The 19,205-nt window shown below is 60.8% G+C and carries 20 protein-coding genes and 1 riboswitch; of the genes, 13 read left to right on the top strand and 7 right to left on the bottom strand.

Annotated elements, in window-relative coordinates:
* Positions 1-11: 11 nt before the first annotated feature.
* Entirely contained in the window at positions 12-740 is a 729-nt protein-coding gene (locus PMI28_RS20385; RefSeq protein WP_007984569.1) for a dienelactone hydrolase family protein, read from the top strand.
* A gap of 132 nt (positions 741-872) precedes the next feature.
* On the opposite strand, the gene PMI28_RS20390 is transcribed toward PMI28_RS20385, so the two are convergent.
* From PMI28_RS20390 to purM, 5 genes are all read right to left on the bottom strand, one after another.
* Positions 873-1,733: a pirin family protein gene (locus PMI28_RS20390; protein ID WP_007984566.1), complete on the bottom strand. Its 861-nt coding sequence runs from the start codon at positions 1,731-1,733 to the stop codon at positions 873-875.
* A 62-nt stretch (positions 1,734-1,795) separates the two neighbouring features.
* A complete protein-coding gene (locus PMI28_RS20395; RefSeq protein ID WP_007984564.1) occupies positions 1,796-2,212 on the bottom strand; it encodes an OsmC family protein in 417 nt (138 codons plus the stop codon).
* Positions 2,213-2,413: 201 nt separating this feature from the next.
* Complete coding sequence (locus PMI28_RS20400; protein WP_007984562.1) at positions 2,414-3,127, bottom strand: DUF3108 domain-containing protein; 714 nt, start codon at positions 3,125-3,127, stop codon at positions 2,414-2,416.
* Positions 3,128-3,135: 8 nt separating this feature from the next.
* Complete coding sequence (gene purN, locus PMI28_RS20405) at positions 3,136-3,786, bottom strand: phosphoribosylglycinamide formyltransferase (protein WP_007984560.1); 651 nt, start codon at positions 3,784-3,786, stop codon at positions 3,136-3,138.
* Complete coding sequence (gene purM, locus PMI28_RS20410) at positions 3,786-4,844, bottom strand: phosphoribosylformylglycinamidine cyclo-ligase (protein ID WP_007984558.1); 1,059 nt, start codon at positions 4,842-4,844, stop codon at positions 3,786-3,788. Before purM ends, purN begins: the two co-directional genes overlap by 1 nt.
* 386 nt (positions 4,845-5,230) lie before the next feature.
* Between purM and PMI28_RS20415 the strand changes: the two genes are divergently transcribed.
* From PMI28_RS20415 to PMI28_RS20440, 6 genes are all read left to right on the top strand, one after another.
* Entirely contained in the window at positions 5,231-6,283 is a 1,053-nt protein-coding gene (locus tag PMI28_RS20415; protein WP_007984556.1) for a DUF2066 domain-containing protein, read from the top strand.
* A 36-nt stretch (positions 6,284-6,319) separates the two neighbouring features.
* Complete coding sequence (locus tag PMI28_RS20420; protein WP_007984554.1) at positions 6,320-7,393, top strand: AI-2E family transporter; 1,074 nt, start codon at positions 6,320-6,322, stop codon at positions 7,391-7,393.
* A 230-nt stretch (positions 7,394-7,623) separates the two neighbouring features.
* The gene (gene hda, locus PMI28_RS20425) at positions 7,624-8,328 is read left to right on the top strand and encodes a DnaA regulatory inactivator Hda (RefSeq protein WP_007984552.1); all 705 of its coding nucleotides are present in this window, start codon (positions 7,624-7,626) and stop codon (positions 8,326-8,328) included.
* A 223-nt stretch (positions 8,329-8,551) separates the two neighbouring features.
* On the top strand, positions 8,552-9,184 hold the full coding sequence (locus tag PMI28_RS20430; RefSeq protein WP_007984551.1) for a C40 family peptidase: 633 nt from the start codon (positions 8,552-8,554) through the stop codon (positions 9,182-9,184).
* A 167-nt stretch (positions 9,185-9,351) separates the two neighbouring features.
* Positions 9,352-9,888 carry a C40 family peptidase gene (locus PMI28_RS20435; protein ID WP_007984549.1) on the top strand — a complete coding sequence of 179 codons (537 nt, stop codon included), beginning with the start codon at positions 9,352-9,354 and terminating at the stop codon, positions 9,886-9,888.
* Between the two features lie 18 nt (positions 9,889-9,906).
* Complete coding sequence (locus tag PMI28_RS20440) at positions 9,907-10,569, top strand: class I SAM-dependent methyltransferase (RefSeq protein WP_007984547.1); 663 nt, start codon at positions 9,907-9,909, stop codon at positions 10,567-10,569.
* Positions 10,570-10,689: 120 nt separating this feature from the next.
* Here PMI28_RS20440 and PMI28_RS20445 read toward each other — a convergent pair whose 3' ends face one another.
* Both PMI28_RS20445 and PMI28_RS20450 read right to left on the bottom strand, forming a co-directional pair.
* Positions 10,690-12,003, bottom strand: coding sequence for a PQQ-dependent sugar dehydrogenase (locus PMI28_RS20445; RefSeq protein WP_007984545.1), 1,314 nt, complete (start codon positions 12,001-12,003; stop codon positions 10,690-10,692).
* Positions 12,004-12,069: 66 nt separating this feature from the next.
* A complete protein-coding gene (locus PMI28_RS20450; protein WP_007984543.1) occupies positions 12,070-12,654 on the bottom strand; it encodes a hypothetical protein in 585 nt (194 codons plus the stop codon).
* 153 nt (positions 12,655-12,807) lie between these two features.
* Positions 12,808-13,041, top strand: a riboswitch (cobalamin riboswitch).
* 82 nt (positions 13,042-13,123) lie between these two features.
* Here PMI28_RS20450 and cobO point away from each other — a divergent pair.
* Genes cobO through PMI28_RS20480 form a run of 6 tightly spaced genes read left to right on the top strand, consistent with a single transcriptional unit; the run spans position 13,124 to position 19,117 of the window.
* Positions 13,124-13,735: a cob(I)yrinic acid a,c-diamide adenosyltransferase gene (gene cobO / locus PMI28_RS20455; RefSeq protein ID WP_007984541.1), complete on the top strand. Its 612-nt coding sequence runs from the start codon at positions 13,124-13,126 to the stop codon at positions 13,733-13,735.
* Positions 13,732-15,132: a cobyrinate a,c-diamide synthase gene (locus tag PMI28_RS20460; RefSeq protein WP_007984539.1), complete on the top strand. Its 1,401-nt coding sequence runs from the start codon at positions 13,732-13,734 to the stop codon at positions 15,130-15,132. Before cobO ends, PMI28_RS20460 begins: the two co-directional genes overlap by 4 nt.
* Positions 15,129-15,779 carry a 5,6-dimethylbenzimidazole synthase gene (gene bluB / locus PMI28_RS20465; RefSeq protein ID WP_007984535.1) on the top strand — a complete coding sequence of 217 codons (651 nt, stop codon included), beginning with the start codon at positions 15,129-15,131 and terminating at the stop codon, positions 15,777-15,779. Before PMI28_RS20460 ends, bluB begins: the two co-directional genes overlap by 4 nt.
* Positions 15,776-16,684, top strand: coding sequence for an adenosylcobinamide-phosphate synthase CbiB (gene cbiB / locus PMI28_RS20470; RefSeq protein WP_007984532.1), 909 nt, complete (start codon positions 15,776-15,778; stop codon positions 16,682-16,684). The genes bluB and cbiB overlap by 4 nt, the downstream gene beginning before the upstream one ends.
* A complete protein-coding gene (gene cobD / locus PMI28_RS20475; RefSeq protein ID WP_007984523.1) occupies positions 16,677-17,669 on the top strand; it encodes a threonine-phosphate decarboxylase CobD in 993 nt (330 codons plus the stop codon). Before cbiB ends, cobD begins: the two co-directional genes overlap by 8 nt.
* Entirely contained in the window at positions 17,666-19,117 is a 1,452-nt protein-coding gene (locus tag PMI28_RS20480; protein ID WP_007984520.1) for a cobyric acid synthase, read from the top strand. Before cobD ends, PMI28_RS20480 begins: the two co-directional genes overlap by 4 nt.
* Positions 19,118-19,205 lie beyond the last annotated feature (88 nt).

Here is a 19,205-nt window from a genome sequence, read left to right as displayed (position 1 = left end):
AGGAGTCAGAAATGAGCCAAATCACTGTACGTTCCGTTGCCTATCAGATTGATGGCCAGGCTTACGAAAGCCGTCTGGCCTTCGATGCCGACCATAAAGGCCCGCGCCCGGGTTTGTTGATGGCGCCGAACTGGATGGGCGTCAGCGCCGGTGCCGAAGAGATCGCCAAGTCGGTGGCATCCAAGGGTTATGTGGTGCTGATCGCAGATCTTTACGGTCAATCGGTTCGTCCGACGAACAATGACGAGGCAGGCGCGGCAATGATGCCGTTGAAGAATGACCGCGCATTGCTGCGTAAGCGCATGCAGGCGGCGTTCGAACAGTTGCAGGGGCAGGGCGAGGTGGCCGTCGATACTTCGAAACTGGCGACCTACGGTTTCTGTTTCGGCGGCTGCTGCGCCCTGGAGTTCGCCCGTACCGGTGCGCCGGTGAAAGCGGCGGTATCGTTCCACGGCACGCTGGACACGCCGAATCCGGCCGATGCGAAAAATATCAAGGGTAAGGTGCTGGTACTTCATGGTGCCTCCGATCCATTGGTACCGAAGGAGCAGTTGCCAGCGTTCGAAGAGGAAATGAACGCGGCCGGTGTGGACTGGCAGTTACTGAGCTACGGCGGTGCGTTCCACTCGTTCACCGACCCGCATGCCAAGGTGCCGGGCATGATGATGTATGACGCGAAGATCGCTGCTCGGGCGTTCACGTCGATGCATAACTTGCTGGATGAAGTGTTCAAGGGCTGATCTGGTGTCAGGCACCGACTTTGTCAGTGCCTGAACCGGCTTCTTCGCGAGCAAGCCCGCTCCCACATTTGACCGCGTTCCAATGTGGGAGCGGGCTTGCTCGCGAAGGCGGCTTCACGGGCAACTAAAATCTCAGGGCAGTTCGATCCTCTCAACTTCCCCCGGCACCGTCGGCCAGTCCCCGGCCGCCCAGCGTCGGCGCGCTTCATCAATCACTGCCGGATCGCTCGCGACGAAATTCCAGTTGATCCGCCGTGGCCCGTCCAGTGCTGCGCCACCAAACAACACCGCGTGGCTGTCGCTTTCAGCAAACAGAGTCATCTCTTCCCCAGCAGGCAGTACCACCAGCGAATGTGGCTCTAGTGGCTCGCCATCCAGCTGCACTTCGCCGCTCAACACATACAGCGCACGCTCTTCATGCTCGGTGGGGATCAGCAGCGTTGTCGCCGTTTGCAGGTGCAATTCCGCGTACAGCGTAGGAGAAAGCACCGGCACCGGTGATTCAAGGCAAAAGCCCGACCCGGCAATCATGCGAATCTTCACCCCCAGGTTTTCGCTGACCGGCAATGTGGAAGCCGGATGGTGGCTGTAATGCCCCGGACCTTGTTCTTTATCCTTGGGTGAGGCCAGCCAGATCTGCAAACCGTGCATCGTGAAACCGCGTTCTTTGAGGGCCTCAGGCGTGCGTTCTACGTGGGCGATGGCGCTGCCAGCCGTCATCCAGCTGACGTCGCCAGTCCCGACCACTTGATCGGAACCGAGACTGTCCTTGTGCTGGATCTGCCCCTCGAACAAATAAGTGAGGGTAGAAAGGCCAATGTGCGGATGCTGGCGGATGTTCATGCCTTTGCCCGGCGGATAACGGGTTTCCAGCATGTGATCGAAAAACACGAATGGCCCGACGCTGCGGCACTTGGCGGATGGCAGTGGACGCAGAATTGGCTGACCTTCGACATCTTCGGTGCGGGGGCGGATCACGAGTGGAGTGTTCATGGTGCGTTCCAGGCTGAGCGGGTAATGCGTTCGAGCATAACCCGCTTGCGCAGCCCTTGCCGCTATTGGCTGAACGCGCCTTCGGACAAATGCGTTTCGATGCTGACTTCAGACGTGGTCATCAGCTTGTGGATCGGGCAGCGATCGGCCACGCGGTGCAGTTCTTCACGCTGGGCGTCGGTGAGTACGCCCTTGAGGGTCAGTTTGACGTGCAGCGCGTATTGGCCTTTCTGTTCCAGGCTGTTATCGCGCTTGACCTCCACGCCGACACCGGTCAGCGGGATGTCCTTCTTCCTGGCATACAGCTTCAGGGTCAGGGCCTTGCAGGCGCCGAGAGCGGCATCGAAATAATCGTGCGGTTCCGGCGCCGAGCCTTCACCGCCCGCCGTGACGGGCACGTCGGCGAAGAGTTCGTGGTCATCGATTTGTACGCTGTGGCGAAAACCTTCGGCAGAGACAGTGTTAACGGTGACAGTCATGGGAAACCTCGCAGGCGACAGGAAAACTCATTCGATCAAAAAAGACCTTGAAGGTATAGAGCCATTGCGCTTGTCGAGTGTTCCAATCTGTAGGAGCGAGCTTGCTCGCGATGATCTCACTGGCACTGCGTGTATCCGCAAGGGCGAGTCATCGTTAAAGTCCATCGCGAGCAAGCTCGCTCCTACAGGTATCGATCCGGATCAGCTGCCTTTGACTTCCTTGCCGTTGACCGTACCGTTCAGGAGCATGATGTTGTACTCCTTGCCATCGGTTTCGACCTGTTGCAGGCGGACCAGCAGATAATCCCAGTCCTTGGCGAACCACATCACGGTGATGCGTTTGTTTTGTGTCGGGTCGCGCACACGTTCAACCTTGATCGCATCGATCTTGCCAGCCTTGGTGTCGACTTTTTCCGAACCCAGCACGCGGAAGTCATAGGTATCGACATCACTGCCATCGACCACCTGATAGGTCATGCTTTTCTTGCCGGTGGCAACGTCTTGCTGCAAGGCCAGCTGATAGCTGGATTTGTCGAGCATGCCACGGTTCAGTGGAACCTTCACTGCGTCACCGCGATCGGTGCCGGTGATCATTTTGGTGTTCCAGTCGAAGTCCAGATCCGACTTCTTGGCCTTGCCCAAGCCGCCACGTTCAAAGTGGTAAGACTCTGGAAGAAGCGTGTCCTTGTCCAGCGTCAGGGTGCTTTCCTCGGACAGGCTGGCGATCATCATCGACGCCTTGAAACTCAGTTTCCATTTGCCGTCGCTGGTTCTTTCGAGGCTGCGCTCGGCAGTGCCACTCATGGGCAACTGTTTCCAGTCGGCGGTGTAGCTGGCGGAGAAAGGTTGAAGGTCTGCCGCCTGGGCGAAGGGCAAGGCGAGCAGAGCGCAAGCGAAGAGCAGGGCGCGACGCATAAAATCTCCTAGTTTTGAATCAAGTGGCCGCTGGCCGCGAGTAACTGTCCATCCAGTAAAGCACCTTGGTCGCCGAGGGCCAGACGACCTTCGGCAAACCAGCGTACGGCCATCGGGTAGATCAGGTGTTCCTGAACATGGACCCGCTGCGCCAGACTCTGCGGCGAATCCTGCAACTCTACCGGTATTACAGCCTGTACGACCAGTGGTCCGCCATCGAGTTCCTCGGTGACGAAGTGCACGGAGCAGCCGTGCTCGGTGTCGCCAGCCTCCAGCGCTCGCTCATGAGTGTGTAACCCTTTGTATTTGGGTAGCAGCGAGGGATGGATATTGAGCAGGCGACCCTGATAGTGGCGTACGAAGCCAGCGCTGAGAATGCGCATGAATCCGGCCAGTACCACGAGTTTGGGGTTGAAGGCGTCGATCAGTTCGATCAGCGCGGCGTCGAAGGCTTCGCGGCCGTCGAAAGCCTTGTGATCCAGGGTGCGGGTGTCGATACCCGCGTCCCTGGCGCGTTGCAGGCCGTAGGCGTCGGCGCGGTTGGAAATCACCGCAGCGATGCGGACCGGGCTGTCGCCGGTCCGCGTGCTGTCGATCAGGGCCTGCAAGTTACTGCCGGTGCCGGACAACAGCACCACCACATCACAGGTCTGGGACATCAATGAGCCTTGAGGTTCTTCAGTTCAACCTGGGCTGCGCCTTCGGCCGCGGTGGAGATCTGGCCGATGACCCAAGGCTGTTCGCCGGCTTCACGCAGGACGTTCAGCGCGGTTTCAACGTGCTCTTGAGCCACGCAGATGACCATGCCCACGCCGCAGTTCAGCACGCGGTGCATTTCGTTCTCGTCGACGTTGCCTTTCTCTTGCAGCCAGTCGAACACAGCCGGGCGGTTCCAGCTGGCCACGTCAACCACAGCCTGCGCGCCTTTTGGCAGAACGCGCGGGATGTTGTCCAGCAGGCCGCCACCGGTGATGTGGGCCATGGCTTTGACAGCGCCGGTTTCCTTGATCAGCTTGAGCAGCGGCTTCACATAGATACGGGTCGGGGCCATCAGCAGGTCGGTCAGCGGCTTGCCGTCGAGCTGGGTGTTTTCGATGTCGGCGCCGGACACTTCGATGATCTTGCGGATCAGCGAGTAGCCGTTGGAGTGCGGGCCGGAAGACGGCAGGGCGAGCAGGGCATCGCCGGCAGCGACCTTGGAACCGTCGATGATTTCGGACTTTTCCACGACGCCGACGCAGAAACCGGCCAGGTCGTAGTCTTCGCCTTCGTACATGCCCGGCATTTCAGCGGTTTCGCCGCCAACCAGCGAGCAACCCGACAGTTCGCAGCCAGCGCCGATGCCGGTCACAACCTGGGCAGCGGTGTCGACGTTGAGTTTGCCGGTGGCGTAGTAGTCGAGGAAGAACAGCGGCTCGGCGCCGCACACCACCAGGTCGTTGACGCACATGGCAACCAGGTCGATGCCGATGCTGTCGTGCTTGTTCAGGTTCAGTGCCAGGCGCAGCTTGGTGCCGACGCCGTCAGTACCGGAAACCAGCACGGGCTGCTTGTAGCCGGCCGGGATTTCGCAGAGGGCGCCGAAACCGCCCAGGCCGCCCATGACTTCCGGGCGCGCAGTGCGCTTGGCGACGCTCTTGATGCGTTCGACCAATGCTTCACCGGCGTCGATGTCTACACCGGCGTCCTTGTAGCTCAGGGAGGGTTGCTTGCTCATGATCCAGGCCTTTAGGGGGGGATTTCTGGGTAACGACCGAGTCCGTCGGGAGCGCCGAAACTGCGTAGGCGAGAACCATGCGCGCTATTCGGACACTACCCGGCTGTTGCCGGTCTGCGAAGGCGCGCGATTTTATCAGGCTTGAGCCGCAGCGGCCATCCTCAGGCCGACAGCAGGGCCATATCCGTTCAAAAAAAACCGTTAATGCGCGGTGTCGGTGGCATCCTGCATGGCTGTATAAGGTATCGCGATTAACCGTCTATCGTTATGACAGTGCGAAAACTTACCCGGGACGTGTGAATGTTTTGCGTCGGGCAGTGGTCACAGCCTTGCTCGATCGTCTTCATGCGGTCTGTTCCAGCCGCTCTTGTCGTCAGGAATCCTCCATGCGTTTTTGTAAATTCTTGTTTGTGGGTTGTTTGTCCTTGGTCAGCCTGGTCAGTCACGCCGAAACCGTCAAAGGCCTTTACCAGGTGCGCGAGCCGGTGAATGGCCAATCGCCCGAGGAGCGCGACCAGGCGACTCAGCGGGCGCTGGATACGTTGGTGTTGCGCCTGACAGGTGACCCGAAGGCGGCACAAAACCCCGGGCTGGCAGCGGTTCGCAAAGACCCGCAACAGATCATCAGCCAATACGGCTTTGATGCCGGGCCGCCGGAAGTGCTGAAAGTCGATTTCGATCCAGGCACCACCGAGCAGGCCTTGCGCCGTGCCGGCCTGGCTATGTGGGGGGCCAATCGGCCGTCGATCCTCGGCTGGTGGTTGAATGATTCCACTGAGGGATCAAGCCTGGTGGGCGACGGCCAGGCCAGCGCGGCGCCGCTGCGTCGGGCTGCCCAGCACCGTGGCTTGCCATTGCGCCTGCCATTGGCGGACCTGAACGAACAGATCGTTGCCACCGCGCCAAATCTGGAGGGCGCAGATCCCGCGCCTTTGCATGCTGCATCGGAACGCTACAGCGCCGACGCCTTGCTCGCGGTACACGCCCGGGAAGAGGGTGGGCAATGGCAGGCCAAGTGGCGCCTGTGGCTGGGCGATCAGAAAGAGGCCGGCAGCGTGCAGGGCGCCGATCAGGCCGCCGTAGCCGATGCGGTGATGCTGGCGGTCAGCGAACGCCTGGCGCCGCGGTTTGTCGCCAGGCCCGGTGCTTCGAGTGAGCAATTGCTGGAAGTGCAAGGCATGAATCTTGAGCACTATGCGTCCCTCGGGCGTTTGCTGGAGCCCTTTGGTGGGCGCATACAAAGTGTCGAGGGCGACCGGATTCTCTACCGGGTCAATGGCAGCGTCGATCAGCTGCGTGCACAACTGTCGCTGGCGAGGCTCCAGGAAACACCGGCGGGTCAAGCACCGGCCCCGGCAGCACCGGTTCAGCCTGCCACCGGCGGTTCGACGCCTGCCGCAGCGCCGGCCCCAACCCCGCAACTGCGTTTTCGCTGGTAGTTTTTCTTTCTTTATATAGAAGCAATGGAGTGGTTCATGGCCGATACGCGGCGTTGGTTCTGGCTCGGCGGTTTGGCCCTGCTTTGTGCGTTTGTCTGGTTGTTGCATCCGATCCTGACGCCGTTCCTGGTGGCGCTGTTGTTGGCCTATCTGTTCGACCCGCTGGTGGATCGACTGGAGAAGGTGGGTTTGTCTCGAACCTGGGGTGTAGTGGCGGTGTTTACGCTATTTACTTTGATCTTCACCGCGCTGCTGGTGGTATTGGTGCCGCTGCTCGCCAGGCAGTTGTTTCGTCTGTATGAGCTGGCCCCGCAGATGCTCGACTGGCTACAGCACACGGCGTTGCCTTGGGCACAATCGAAGTTCGGCTTGTCGGAAGGTTTCTGGAAGTTCGACAAGCTCAAGGCCGCCATCAGCGAGCATGTGAGTCAGACCACCGATGTTGTCGGTGTGGTGCTGAGTCATGCCACTGCTTCGGGGCTGGCGTTGATTGGCTGGTTGGCGAATCTGGTGTTGATTCCGGTGGTGAGTTTCTACCTGTTGCGGGATTGGGATTTGATGATGGCCAGGATCCGCAGCCTGCTGCCCCGCGAACGTGAAGAGCGCGCGGTATTGCTGGCAGGTGAATGCCATGAAGTGCTCGGCGCGTTCGTTCGTGGACAGTTGCTGGTGATGGTGGCCTTGGGGGTGATCTACGCGGCAGGCTTGATGTTGGTCGGGTTGGAGCTGGGCTTGTTGATTGGCCTGATTGCCGGTCTGGCGGCGATCGTGCCGTATATGGGGTTTATCATCGGTATTGGCGCGGCGCTGATTGCGGGGTTGTTCCAGTTCGGTGGCGATCTTTACCCGATGCTCGGCATTGTCGCGGTGTTCATGGTCGGTCAGGCACTGGAGGGTATGGTGCTGACGCCGTTGCTGGTCGGTGACCGGATTGGCCTGCACCCGGTGGCGGTGATTTTCTCGATTCTGGCGGGTGGTGAGCTGTTTGGCTTTACTGGCGTGCTACTGGCGTTGCCGGTCGCGGCGGTGATCATGGTGCTTGTGCGCCATGTGCATGATTTGTATAAGGATTCTGAAATTTACGGAGGTGTCGACGAGCCGGAGCTATAAGGGGCGTCGATTGGCGATGGCGGGCTGCCCGGGTTCGTGCCAGATCAGCCTGCTTGTTTCACGCGACTGTCACATGTAGCGCCAAAGAAACTGTCACAAAACCAGTGTGTTAACGCAAACCTTTGATTTTGCTTGTGGTCTGTCGCATTGTGCGGTCCGCTTCACGGGTATAAACTTCGCAAACTTTACACAGAGGCCACTAACGGTTCCTTTGGAACTGTTCAGTCAGCATGAAACCGATTCAGCTGCCCTTAGGTGTGCGTCTGCGTGACGACGCCACCTTTATCAACTACTACCCAGGCGCCAATGCCGCTGCACTCGGCTATGTCGAGCGGCTGTGCGAAGCCGACGCCGGGTGGACCGAGAGCCTGATTTACCTCTGGGGCAAGGACGGGGTAGGGCGCACGCATCTGTTGCAGGCCGCTTGCTTGCGTTTTGAACAGTTGGGTGAGCCGGCGGTGTACCTGCCGTTGGCCGAGTTGCTCGATCGCGGTATCGAAATTCTCGACAACCTCGAACAGTACGAACTGGTCTGCCTGGATGATTTGCAAGTGGTTGCCGGGCGAGCGGATTGGGAAGAGGCGCTGTTCCATTTGTTCAATCGCTTGCGTGACAGCGGCCGACGGTTGCTGATTGCCGCGTCGACATCCCCCCGCGAGTTGCCGGTGAAGCTGGCGGACCTCAAATCGCGCCTGACCCTGGCCTTGATCTTCCAGATGCGTCCGCTTTCCGATGAGGACAAATTGCGTGCCCTGCAATTGCGCGCTTCCCGTCGTGGTTTACACCTGACCGACGAAGTCGGGCATTTTATTTTGACTCGCGGTACCCGCAGCATGAGTGCGCTGTTCGAGCTGCTTGAGCGTCTCGATCAGGCCTCCCTTCAGGCTCAGCGCAAGCTGACAATCCCGTTTTTGAAAGAAACCCTGGGCTGGTAGAACCCGCTTGAACTGGGGCTCTGACGGGTTTTGGCATATTTCAGACGCCAGAAAACCCGCTTTCCTGCACGGTTGCAGGCTGCGTGTATGTTTAAAATGGGCTTAAGCGCTTAGATGTAAACGAGAAACCGGAAAGTCACAAAAGCATCGATTGAATTTGCAAATGAGGTTGATAGCGGGCATAGTCTCGGCTTCTTTACAACCTTCAGCCACGGTCGTGCCCATGCTAAATCGCTTCGCACCCCTCGTGCCTCTCGCACTCGTTACCCTGTTGTTCGGTTGCGCTGCCCACACTCCGGTGTCTCAGCAAGAGCAGCAACAGCAGGTTCAAAACTCCGTTACTGCCCAATCTTCCGCTTTTTACCAGGAAGAAATGGCTACCGAAAAAGAGCTCGCAGACTTCGCCGGTGGCAAGTCCTACCAGCTTCCGGTCCTGGCCGACAGCATCCTCGAACGTGGCATGTCCCTGATCGGTACCCGTTACCGTTTCGGCGGTACTTCTGAAGCCGGCTTCGATTGCAGCGGTTTCATCGGCTACCTGTTCCGCGAAGAAGCGGGCATGAACCTGCCACGCTCCACCCGCGAAATGATCAACGTGGACGCTCCGCTGGTCTCGCGCAGCAAGCTGGAACCGGGCGACCTGCTGTTCTTCGCAACCAATGGTCGTCGCGGCCGTGTCAGTCACGCCGGGATCTACCTGGGTGACAACCAGTTCATCCACTCCAGCAGCCGCCGTAGCGGTGGTGTGCGAATCGATAGCCTGGGCGACAGCTACTGGAGCAAGACCTTCATCGAAGCCAAGCGCGCCCTGGCGATGGCACCCAACGCCTCGCCAATCGTTACCGCACGTAAATAAGCGGACACTTTATAAGGCGAACTTAAAGTCTTACTTGAAGTTTGCAGCATAGCCGCTAGAATCCTGATGTATTAATGATGGCAAACCGCCTGCGTCACGCGCAGGCGGTTTTCTTTTCTGCACTCCCGGCAGGAAAAAAGCCGCAGCCAGATCAGGATGCTCTGCTTATGACGACGTCGGCCCGCCTCGCAATCATGTTCTTCGCCGCGCTGCTCAGTGCCTGCGCCAGCCGCACACCGCCTCCTGCGCCGGTGGTTCGCGCTCCCATCGTATTTGGCTCTTCACAAGCTTTTTCGCCCGAGGCGGAAGACGTGCTGTTTCGTGCGCTCGGTCTGGTGGGTACGCCTTATCGCTGGGGTGGCAACACGCCGGATTCCGGATTTGATTGCAGTGGTTTGATCGCTTACGTGTATCGCGATGTCGCCGGTATTTCCTTGCCGCGCACCACTCGCGAGATGATTTCCATGCAAGCGGCGAGCGTGGGCAAGGAAGGCCTGCAAACCGGTGACCTGATTTTCTTCGCCACCAATGGTGGTTCCCAGGTCAGTCATGCCGGTATCTACGTGGGAGAAGGACGTTTCGTCCACGCACCAGCCACCGGCGGCACTGTGAAGCTCGATAGCCTGTCCAAAGCGTATTGGCAAAAGGCTTATCTGAGCGCAAAACGTGTTCTGCAGCCTGAACATTTGGCGCGCAATCCATAACTTCCGGAGCTGGTTGTCATGACTGCTCGCACGCTCAATCTCGACGACGCCCTGTACCAATACCTGCTCGATGTTTCCCTGCGCGAAACGCCACTGCTCAAGCGCTTGCGCGATGAGACCCAGGCGCTGCCGATGGCGCGTTGGCAGGTGGCGCCCGAGCAGGGACAGTTTCTGGCTTTGCTGGTGAAGCTGACAGGGGCCAGGCGCTTGCTTGAAGTCGGCACCTTTACCGGTTACAGCGCGCTGTGCATGGCGGCGGCATTACCCGCTGACGGTTCGCTGATTTGCTGTGATATCCCCGGCGACTACAACGCCATCGCGCGACGGTACTGGCAAGAAGCAGGGCTCGCCGGGCGGATTGACCTGCGCCTGGCTCCGGCACTGGAAACCCTGGCCGAGCTTGAGCGACAAGGGCAGGGCGAGTCGTTCGACCTGGTGTTCATCGACGCCGACAAGGCCAACTACCCGGGTTATCTGGAACACGCCCTGCGCTTGCTGCGGGTCGGAGGGCTGGCGGTGTTCGATAACACCCTGTGGAGCGGGCGGGTGCTTGAGGCCAATCCCGAGAGCGCGGATACCCGAGCGATCCAGGCGCTTAACCGAGCCTTGAAAGACGATGCGCGGGTGGATTTGTCGTTGTTGCCGTTGGGTGATGGGCTCACTCTCTGTCGCAAACGCTGAACCCTGTGTGAGCGGGCTTGCTCGCGAAAGCTGATTGACAGTCAACATTGATGTTGAATGTTATGACGCCTTCGCGAGCAAGCCCGCTCCCACATTGGGTAGAGGTTGGCAGTTGGGAGTTTATTTAGCCGCAGAAACCCGCCACACCTTGTTCCCCACATCATCGGCCACCAGCAGGTCGCCTTGCTGGTCGATCACCACGCCTACCGGGCGACCCATCGCTTGTTCCTTGTCGTTGAGGAAGCCGGTGAGCACGTCAACCGGTTTTCCCGCAGGTTTGCCGGTGCTGAACGGCACGAAAATCACTTTGTAGCCACTGTGGGGTTTGCGGTTCCACGAGCCGTGCTGACCGATGAATGCCCCCTGGGTGAAGGGTGCCGGCAGCTTGCTGTTTTCGGCGAAGGTCAGGCCCAGGGATGCCGTGTGCGGGCCGAGCGCGTAGTCCGGGGCAATGGCCTTGGCCACCAAGTCCGGGTTTTGCGGCTCGACGCGAATGTCGACATGCTGCCCGTAGTAACTGAACGGCCAGCCATAGAACCCGCCGTCCTTCACCGAGGTGATGTAGTCCGGCACCAGGTCGCTGCCGATTTCATCCCGTTCGTTGACCGCGGTCCACAGCGCGCCACTGTGCGGTTCCCACGCCATGCCGTTGGGGTTGCGCAGGCCGGAGGCGAAGATGCGGTGCCGGCCGGTGGCACGATCCACTTCCCAGATCGCTGCGCGACCTTCTTCCTTGTCCATGCCGTATTCGGCGACGTTGCTGTTGGAGCCCACGGTGACGTAGAGCTTGCTGCCGTCCTTGCTGGCGATGACGTTTTTGGTCCAGTGGTGGTTCAGCGGGCCGCCGGGCAAATCGACCACTTTGACGGGTTGCGACTTGATCGCCGTGTCGCCGGTTTCATAGTGGAATCGCAACAAGCGATCAGTATTGGCAACGTACAGATTTTTGCCGACCAGTGTCATGCCAAACGGCGAATTGAGGTTTTCCAAAAACACGGTTCGGGTTTCCGCGATGCCGTCGTGATCCTTGTCCCGTAGCAACGTGATGCGGTTCGGGCTGGGCACGGCAGAGCCGGCACGCCCCATGACTTTCTTCATGACCCAACCGCGAATGCCATTACCGTCTTCGGGTTTGGGTGGTGCGGCGGTTTCCGCCACCAGCACATCGCCATTGGGCAGCACATAAAGCCAGCGCGGGTGATCCAGGTGTTCGGCAAAAGCGGCCACTTGGGTGCCATTGGCGGCGATGGGCTTTGCACCCTCCGGCCAGCCAATGGCAGGTGCAATGTTCACGGTCGGAACCAGGGTCTTGTTGGGTTCTGGTAGTTGAGGTGACGGGCCGGTGCCGTCGGAGACTTGCAGCCTGGAGGTCTCGCCACAAGCGGCGAGCCCTCCGCAGAGCGCGATTACGAGAACGAGCGGGGGCGTGCGCATGCTGATGTTCCCTATGAATGCCTTGTTCTAATCATAGAGAAGCATAGCCATCCGATGGTTCAACCCTTAGCCGCGAGCTTCCTTGAACAGCACCGCAATGCCGGGGTGATAGTTGCCGGCTTCGTTGCGCAACTTGCGATAGGCGTAAGGGAAATACCAGGCCACAGCGCAGGTGTGTTCCTTTTGCAGGTCGTCGACCATGTCCTGGAGTTCTTCCGGCGTGGCGCCTTGCTGGGCTTTTTGCGGGGCGACGAACAGGCAGCCGAGCTTCAGGTCACTGGCATGGCTCACTCGCTTTGCGTCGCTGGCGATATCGAGCAGGGCCTGGGTCAGATTGAGACTGTTGACCCGTGGCCAGCGCTGGCTGGTCTGGATGTAGGCGCGGGTTTCGGGCGAGGCGAGGAACAGGTCGGCGCGGCTGTTGCGTTCGCCTTCTTCGGTCTGTTTACGGGTTGGCGTCTGTTGCAGCGTGACCATCTCGGCCATCCAGGCTGCGGCAGACAGCAATCCGAGATTGGCTTTTTCGTCGTGCCAGTACGGTGTGTCGCCATCACCGCGGACGGCGTTATAGCGGTCGATGCATTCGAACCAGCGCTCGAGCACCGGGCGCAGGAATTCCAGCTTTGGATTGCTGATGATCATGCCTTGCATGGGCTCACCCTTGTTATTGTGTTGTGGGGTTGTGGCTCTTTGATATCACTGCTGAGAGCGTGGCACAAGATTGGCGTCAGTTTATTGATTGACAGCAGTTATTCGGCAGGTGGCCTCCCGGCTTTAATTGACGCTCCACCCCCAACCCTCTAACCTTCGCGGCTTGTTTCAGGTGCTCTGTGGCTTGGGTCGACAGAGTGAAACAGGGAAGCCGGTGAGTGAGTTCTTCTTCTAGTCGAAGGCCCGCAATTCCGGCGCTGCCCCCGCAACGGTAAATGAGTGAAAACTGTGTCTGGTGCCACTGTGTCGATTTGATGCGGGAAGGCGCACAGTCTGGCCCCGCGGCCACTCATGAGCCCGGAGACCGGCCTGATTCATCCAGCGGCATCACGGTGGGCGATGCCAGGCTTTTTGCCTTCTATTGTTGTGCCTGCCCGCCGTTATTCCAGCCTCAACGGAGAGCTCCCCCATGACTGATACCCCCGATCGTGACGAACGCCACCTGGCGCGCATGCAGCGCAAAAAAGCCGTGATCGACGAGCGCATCGCCAATTCGCCGAACGAGTGCGGCTTGTTGCTGGTGCTGACCGGCAATGGTAAAGGCAAGAGCAGTTCGGCCTTCGGCATGCTCGCCCGCGCCATGGGGCACGGTATGCAATGCGGCGTAGTGCAGTTCATCAAGGGCCGCAACAGTACGGGCGAAGAGTTGTTCTTTCGACGCTTTCCCGAGCAGGTGCGCTTTCACGTGATGGGCGAAGGTTTTACCTGGGAAACCCAGGATCGTCAGCGCGACATCGCCGCCGCCGAAGCCGCCTGGGCGGTGTCCCGGGAACTGCTGCGCGATCCGTCCATCGGTCTGGTGGTGCTGGATGAGCTGAACATCGCCCTCAAGCACGGCTACCTCGATCTCGATCAGGTGCTCAGCGACCTGCAGGCCCGACCGCCGATGCAACACGTGGTGGTCACCGGCCGTGCCGCCAAACCGGAAATGATCGAGATGGCCGACACCGTCACCGAAATGGGCATGATCAAACACGCCTTCCAGGCCGGGATCAAAGCGCAGAAAGGCGTCGAGCTGTGAACACACCTCGTCATTGCCCGGCGGTACTGATTGCCGCGCCGGCCTCCGGCCAGGGCAAGACCACCGTCACCGCGGCGCTGGCCCGATTGCATCGCAATCAGGGGCGTAAGGTTCGCGTATTCAAGTGCGGTCCGGACTTTCTCGATCCGATGATCCTCGAACGTGCCAGCGGTGCGCCGGTGTATCAACTGGACATGTGGATGGTCGGCGAGCAGGAGAGTCGCCGGTTGCTGTGGGAAGCCGCCGCTGAAGCTGACCTGATCCTGATCGAAGGCGTCATGGGGCTGTTCGACGGCACGCCGTCGAGCGCCGATCTGGCGCGGCATTTCGGTGTGCCGGTGCTGGGTGTGATCGATGGCACCGCCATGGCCCAGACTTTTGGCGCACTGGCCCTGGGGCTGGCGCGTTATCAGCCGGACTTGCCGTTCGCCGGGGTGCTGGCCAATCGTGTCGGCACGTTGCGCCACGCGCAACTGCTCGAAGGCAGCCTGACTGAAGGATTGCGCTGGTACGGCGCGCTGTCCCGGGAAACCGGGATCGAATTGCCGAGCCGACACCTGGGGCTGGTGCAAGCCAGTGAGTTGAACGATCTCGACCTGCGCCTCGATGCGGCAGCCGATGCCCTGGCCAACAGTTGCGAAGTCGCGTTGCCACCGGCAGTCGAGTTTTCCGCCCCCGATGCCATCGTCGTCGAACCGCTGCTGGCCAGTGTGCGCATTGCTGTCGCCCGTGACGAAGCCTTTGCGTTCACCTACGGCGCGAGCCTGGATTTGCTGCGGGCGATGGGTGCCGAGCTGTCGTTCTTTTCGCCGATCCGCGACAGTGCGTTGCCGGAGGCGGACAGCCTGTATCTGCCGGGTGGTTACCCGGAACTGCACCATGTCGCACTGGCACAAAACACCGCGATGCTCGAGGCAATCCGCGCGCACCACGCCTCCGGCAAACCATTGCTCGCCGAGTGTGGCGGCATGCTGTATCTGCTCGACTCCCTGACCGATGTCGAGGGCACTCGTACCGAACTGGTTGGCTTGCTGGCCGGTGATGCGGTCATGCAAAAGCGTCTGGCAGCGCTGGCGTTGCAAGCGGTGGAACTGCCGGAAGGTTCGCTGCGCGGGCACACCTATCACCATTCGCTGACCACTACTGAACTGGCGCCGATTACCCGTGGCTCGAGCCCTAACGGCGGGCGCGGAGCGGAGGCGGTTTACCGTGACGGGCGGATGACCGCCTCTTACGTGCACTTTTATTTTCCGTCCAATCCCACGGCGATTGCCGCATTGTTTGCGCCGAGCCTTGAGGTCGCTTTCGCGAGCAAGCCCGCTCCCACAGGGGATCGCGTTTCTTCAAACAGCTCACTTTTAAATGTGGGAGCGGGCTTGCCCGCGAAGAGGCCATGACCGACAACGCATTCTCCGAAGTCGAGCGCGCAGCGGTCTACCGCGCCATCGCCGAACGCCGTGACATGCGCCACTTCAGCGGCGGTACGGTAGAGCCCGAATTGCTGCGACGTCTGCTCGAGGCCGCGCATCAGGCGCCGAGCGTGGGCCTGATGCAGCCTTGGCGCTTCATCCGCATCAGCGATCGCGCCTTGCGTGGGCAAATCCAGGCCCTGGTGGAAGAGGAGCGCATTCGCACCGCCGAAGCCCTCGGTGAGCGCAGCGATGAGTTCATGAAGCTCAAGGTTGAAGGTATCAGCGATTGCGCCGAGGTACTGGTCGCCGCATTGATGGACGACCGCGAGCGGCATGTCTTCGGGCGCCGCACATTGCCGGAAATGGACATGGCTTCGCTGTCCTGTGCGATCCAGAACCTGTGGCTGGCGTCCCGCGTGGAAGGGCTGGGCATGGGCTGGGTGTCGCTGTTCGAGCCGCAAGCCCTGGCCGATCTGTTGAAGTTGCCACCAGGGGCCAAACCGCTGGCAGTGCTGTGCCTGGGGCCGGTGAGGGAATTCTATCCTGCACCGATGCTGGTACTTGAAGGCTGGGCGCAGGCGCGTCCGCTACAGGAATTGCTGTACGAAAACTTTTGGGGAGTGAGTCAATGAGTATGGCGTTGTTGAGTGTCGCCGCGGTTGCGCTGGATGCGCTGCTGGGCGAGCCCAAGCGCTGGCATCCGCTGGTGGCGTTCGGCCGTTTTGCCGACCGCATCGAGCAACGTTTCAACGGCGGCGGTCGAGGCTGGCGCAGCCATGGCGTCACGGCGTGGGTGATTGCCGTGTTGCCGCTGACGCTGTTGGTCACGGCATTTTCCTGGGCACCTTATGTCGGCTGGATCGTCGAGATTCTCGCGCTCTATTGCGCCCTCGGCATGCGTAGCCTCGGTGAGCATGTCACACCTGTAGCCACGGCCTTGCGCGGCGATGATCTTGATGAAGCACGCAAACGCGTGAGTTATCTGGTCAGTCGTAAAACCAGTGATCTGGATAAAACCGAAGTCGCCCGTGCCGCCACCGAGTCGGTACTGGAAAACGGCAGCGATGCGGTGTTCGCGGCGTTGTTCTGGTTTGCCGTGGCCGGCGCGCCGGGCGTGGTGCTCTACCGCCTGAGCAATACGCTGGATGCGATGTGGGGCTATCGCAACGAGCGATTCGAACGGTTCGGCTGGGCGGCGGCAAAGATCGACGACGTCCTCAATTACATTCCTGCGCGTCTGGTGGCGCTGACTTACGCGCTGCTGGGCAAAACCCGTCTGGCGTTGAAATGCTGGCGCACCCAGGGGCCGACCTGGGACAGCCCGAACGCCGGCCCGGTGATGGCGGCAGGGGCGGGTGCCCTTGGCGTCGAATTGGGTGGGGCGGCGATTTATCACGGCGAACTGCATCAGCGTCCGCAGTTGGGTGAAGGTGCGCCGGCGGATGCCGACGCCGTTGACCGGGGCTGGCAGTTGGTCCAGCGCGGGGTATGGTTATGGCTGCTGATTCTCTGCCTGGGGGCCGAATTTTATGCTTGAGCACGGTGGGCGACTGCGCAAGGCCGCGCTCGAATACGGCATAGATGAAGCCGAGTGGCTGGACCTGTCGACGGGCCTTGCGCCCTGGCCGTTCCCGGTGCCGGAGATTCCGCTACGGGCCTGGGCCCGTTTGCCGGAGGCGGACGATGGTCTGGAGCAGGCCGCCTGCGATTACTACGGCACCTTGCAGGCATTGCCGGTGGCTGGCTCGCAAATGGCGATTCAACTGTTGCCGCGATTGCGTCGGGCGGGCAAGGTCGGCGTGCTGTCGCCGTGTTATGCCGAGCACGCCGAAGCGTGGCGTCGCGACGGCTACATCGTGCGCGAAGTACTGGAGCATGAAGTCGACTTCTTTATCGACAGTCTCGACGTGCTGGTGGTGGTCAATCCGAACAACCCCACGGGCCTGAGCCTGACCCCCAGTCGCCTGCTCGACTGGCACACGCGGCTGGCCCAGCGCGGTGGCTGGCTGGTGGTGGACGAAGCGTTCATGGATAACACGCCGCAACTGAGCCTGGCGCCGTTTGCCCATCAAGTCGGATTGATCGTATTGCGCTCGTTCGGCAAGTTTTTCGGCCTGGCCGGTGTGCGCCTGGGGTTTGTGCTGGCCGAGCGCAAGTTGCTCAAGCTGCTGGCTGAGCAAGTGGGGCCGTGGGCCGTCAGCGGGGCAACCCGGGTAGTGGGCCAGGCCTGTCTGCGCGATACCGAAGCGCAGGCGCGGCAACGGGTGCGCACCGAAGCGGCCAGCGAGCGCCTGGCGTCGTTGCTGGAACAACACGGCTTCAAGCCCGAAGGCGGTTGCGCGCTGTTCCAGTGGCTGATCACCGAGCGCGCCGAAGAACTGCATGAATTCATGGCCCGGCGCGGCATTCTCCTGCGGTTGTTCACGCACAACAGCAGCCTGCGATTCGGCTTGCCCGGTGATGAAAGCGCCTGGGTGCGACTGACGCAGGCGTTCGAAGATTTCGCCAAGGAAAACCAATGACCACGCTGATGGTGCAGGGCACCACATCGGATGCCGGTAAAAGTACGCTGGTGACCGCGCTGTGCCGTTGGGTCACGCGTCAGGGTGTCAGGGTGGTGCCATTCAAGCCACAGAACATGGCTCTCAACAGTGCGGTGACCGCCGACGGTGGCGAGATTGGCCGCGCCCAGGCGGTACAGGCCCAAGCCGCGCACCTCGAACCGCACACCGACATGAACCCGGTGTTGCTCAAGCCCAACAGTGACACCGGTGCCCAGGTGATCATCCATGGCCGCGCCGTCACGACCATGAACGCCGTCGCCTATCACGACTACAAAACCATCGCCATGCAGGCGGTGCTGGCCTCCCACGAGCGCTTGAGCACGGCGTATCCGCTGGTGATGGTCGAGGGCGCGGGCTCTCCGGCGGAAATCAACTTGCGGGCCGGCGATATTGCCAACATGGGCTTTGCCGAAGCAGTGGATTGCCCGGTGGTGTTGATCGCCGATATCAATCGCGGCGGGGTTTTCGCCCACCTGGTGGGCACCCTCGAACTGCTCTCGCCGAGCGAGCAGGCGCGGGTCAAAGGGTTTGTCATCAATCGTTTTCGTGGCGACATCGCGTTGCTGCAACCCGGTCTCGACTGGCTTGAAGCGCGCACCGGCAAACCGGTGATCGGCGTGCTGCCGTACGTGATGGACCTGCACCTGGAGGCCGAGGACGGTATCGATCAACGCCAGACCGATAAAGCCGAACAGGTGCTGAAAGTGCTGGTGCCGGTGCTGCCGCGCATCAGCAATCACACCGATTTCGATCCGCTGCGCCTGCATCCGCAGGTAGACCTGCAATTCATCGGCCCCGGCCAGGCGATTCCCCCCGCCGACCTGATCATTCTTCCTGGCTCGAAAAGTGTGCGCAGCGACCTCGCGCACCTGCGGGCCAACGGTTGGGAAACCGCCATCGCCCGGCATCTGCGTTATGGCGGAAAACTGCTGGGGATTTGTGGCGGCCTGCAGATGCTCGGCGAGCAAGTGCATGACCCCCTGGGCCTCGAAGGTACACCGGGTTCCAGCGCCGGCCTGGGTCTGCTGGCGTTCCAGACCCAGCTCGAACAAGAAAAGCAGCTGCGCAATGTGCGTGGCCGCCTGGCGCTGGAAGATGCGCCGGTATCAGGCTATGAAATTCATGCTGGCGTGACCTCCGGGCCAGCGCTGGAAAACGCCGCCGTGCAACTGGATGACGGCCGCTGTGATGGTGCGCAAAGTGCTGACGGGCAGATTTTCGGCACCTACCTGCACGGCCTGTTCGAATCGCCGGCGGCGTGCAGCGCGTTGCTGCGCTGGGCCGGTTTGCAGGATGTGCAGGCCGTGGATTACCACGCCTTGCGCGAGCGTGATATCGAGCGGCTGGCGGATCTGGTGGAGAAGCATTTGGATACCGGGCTATTGCGGCGGCTTTGCGGGATTTGAGGTGAAAGCTCTGGCCTCTTCGCGAGCAAGCCCGCTCCCACAGTAATGTGGGAGCGGGCTTGCTCGCGAAGACTGAAGTGGCCTCACC

It is taken from the genome of Pseudomonas sp. GM48 (assembly GCF_000282335.1).
Classification (GTDB): Bacteria; Pseudomonadota; Gammaproteobacteria; order Pseudomonadales; family Pseudomonadaceae; genus Aquipseudomonas.
This window is presented reverse-complemented; position numbering and strand designations above follow the sequence as displayed.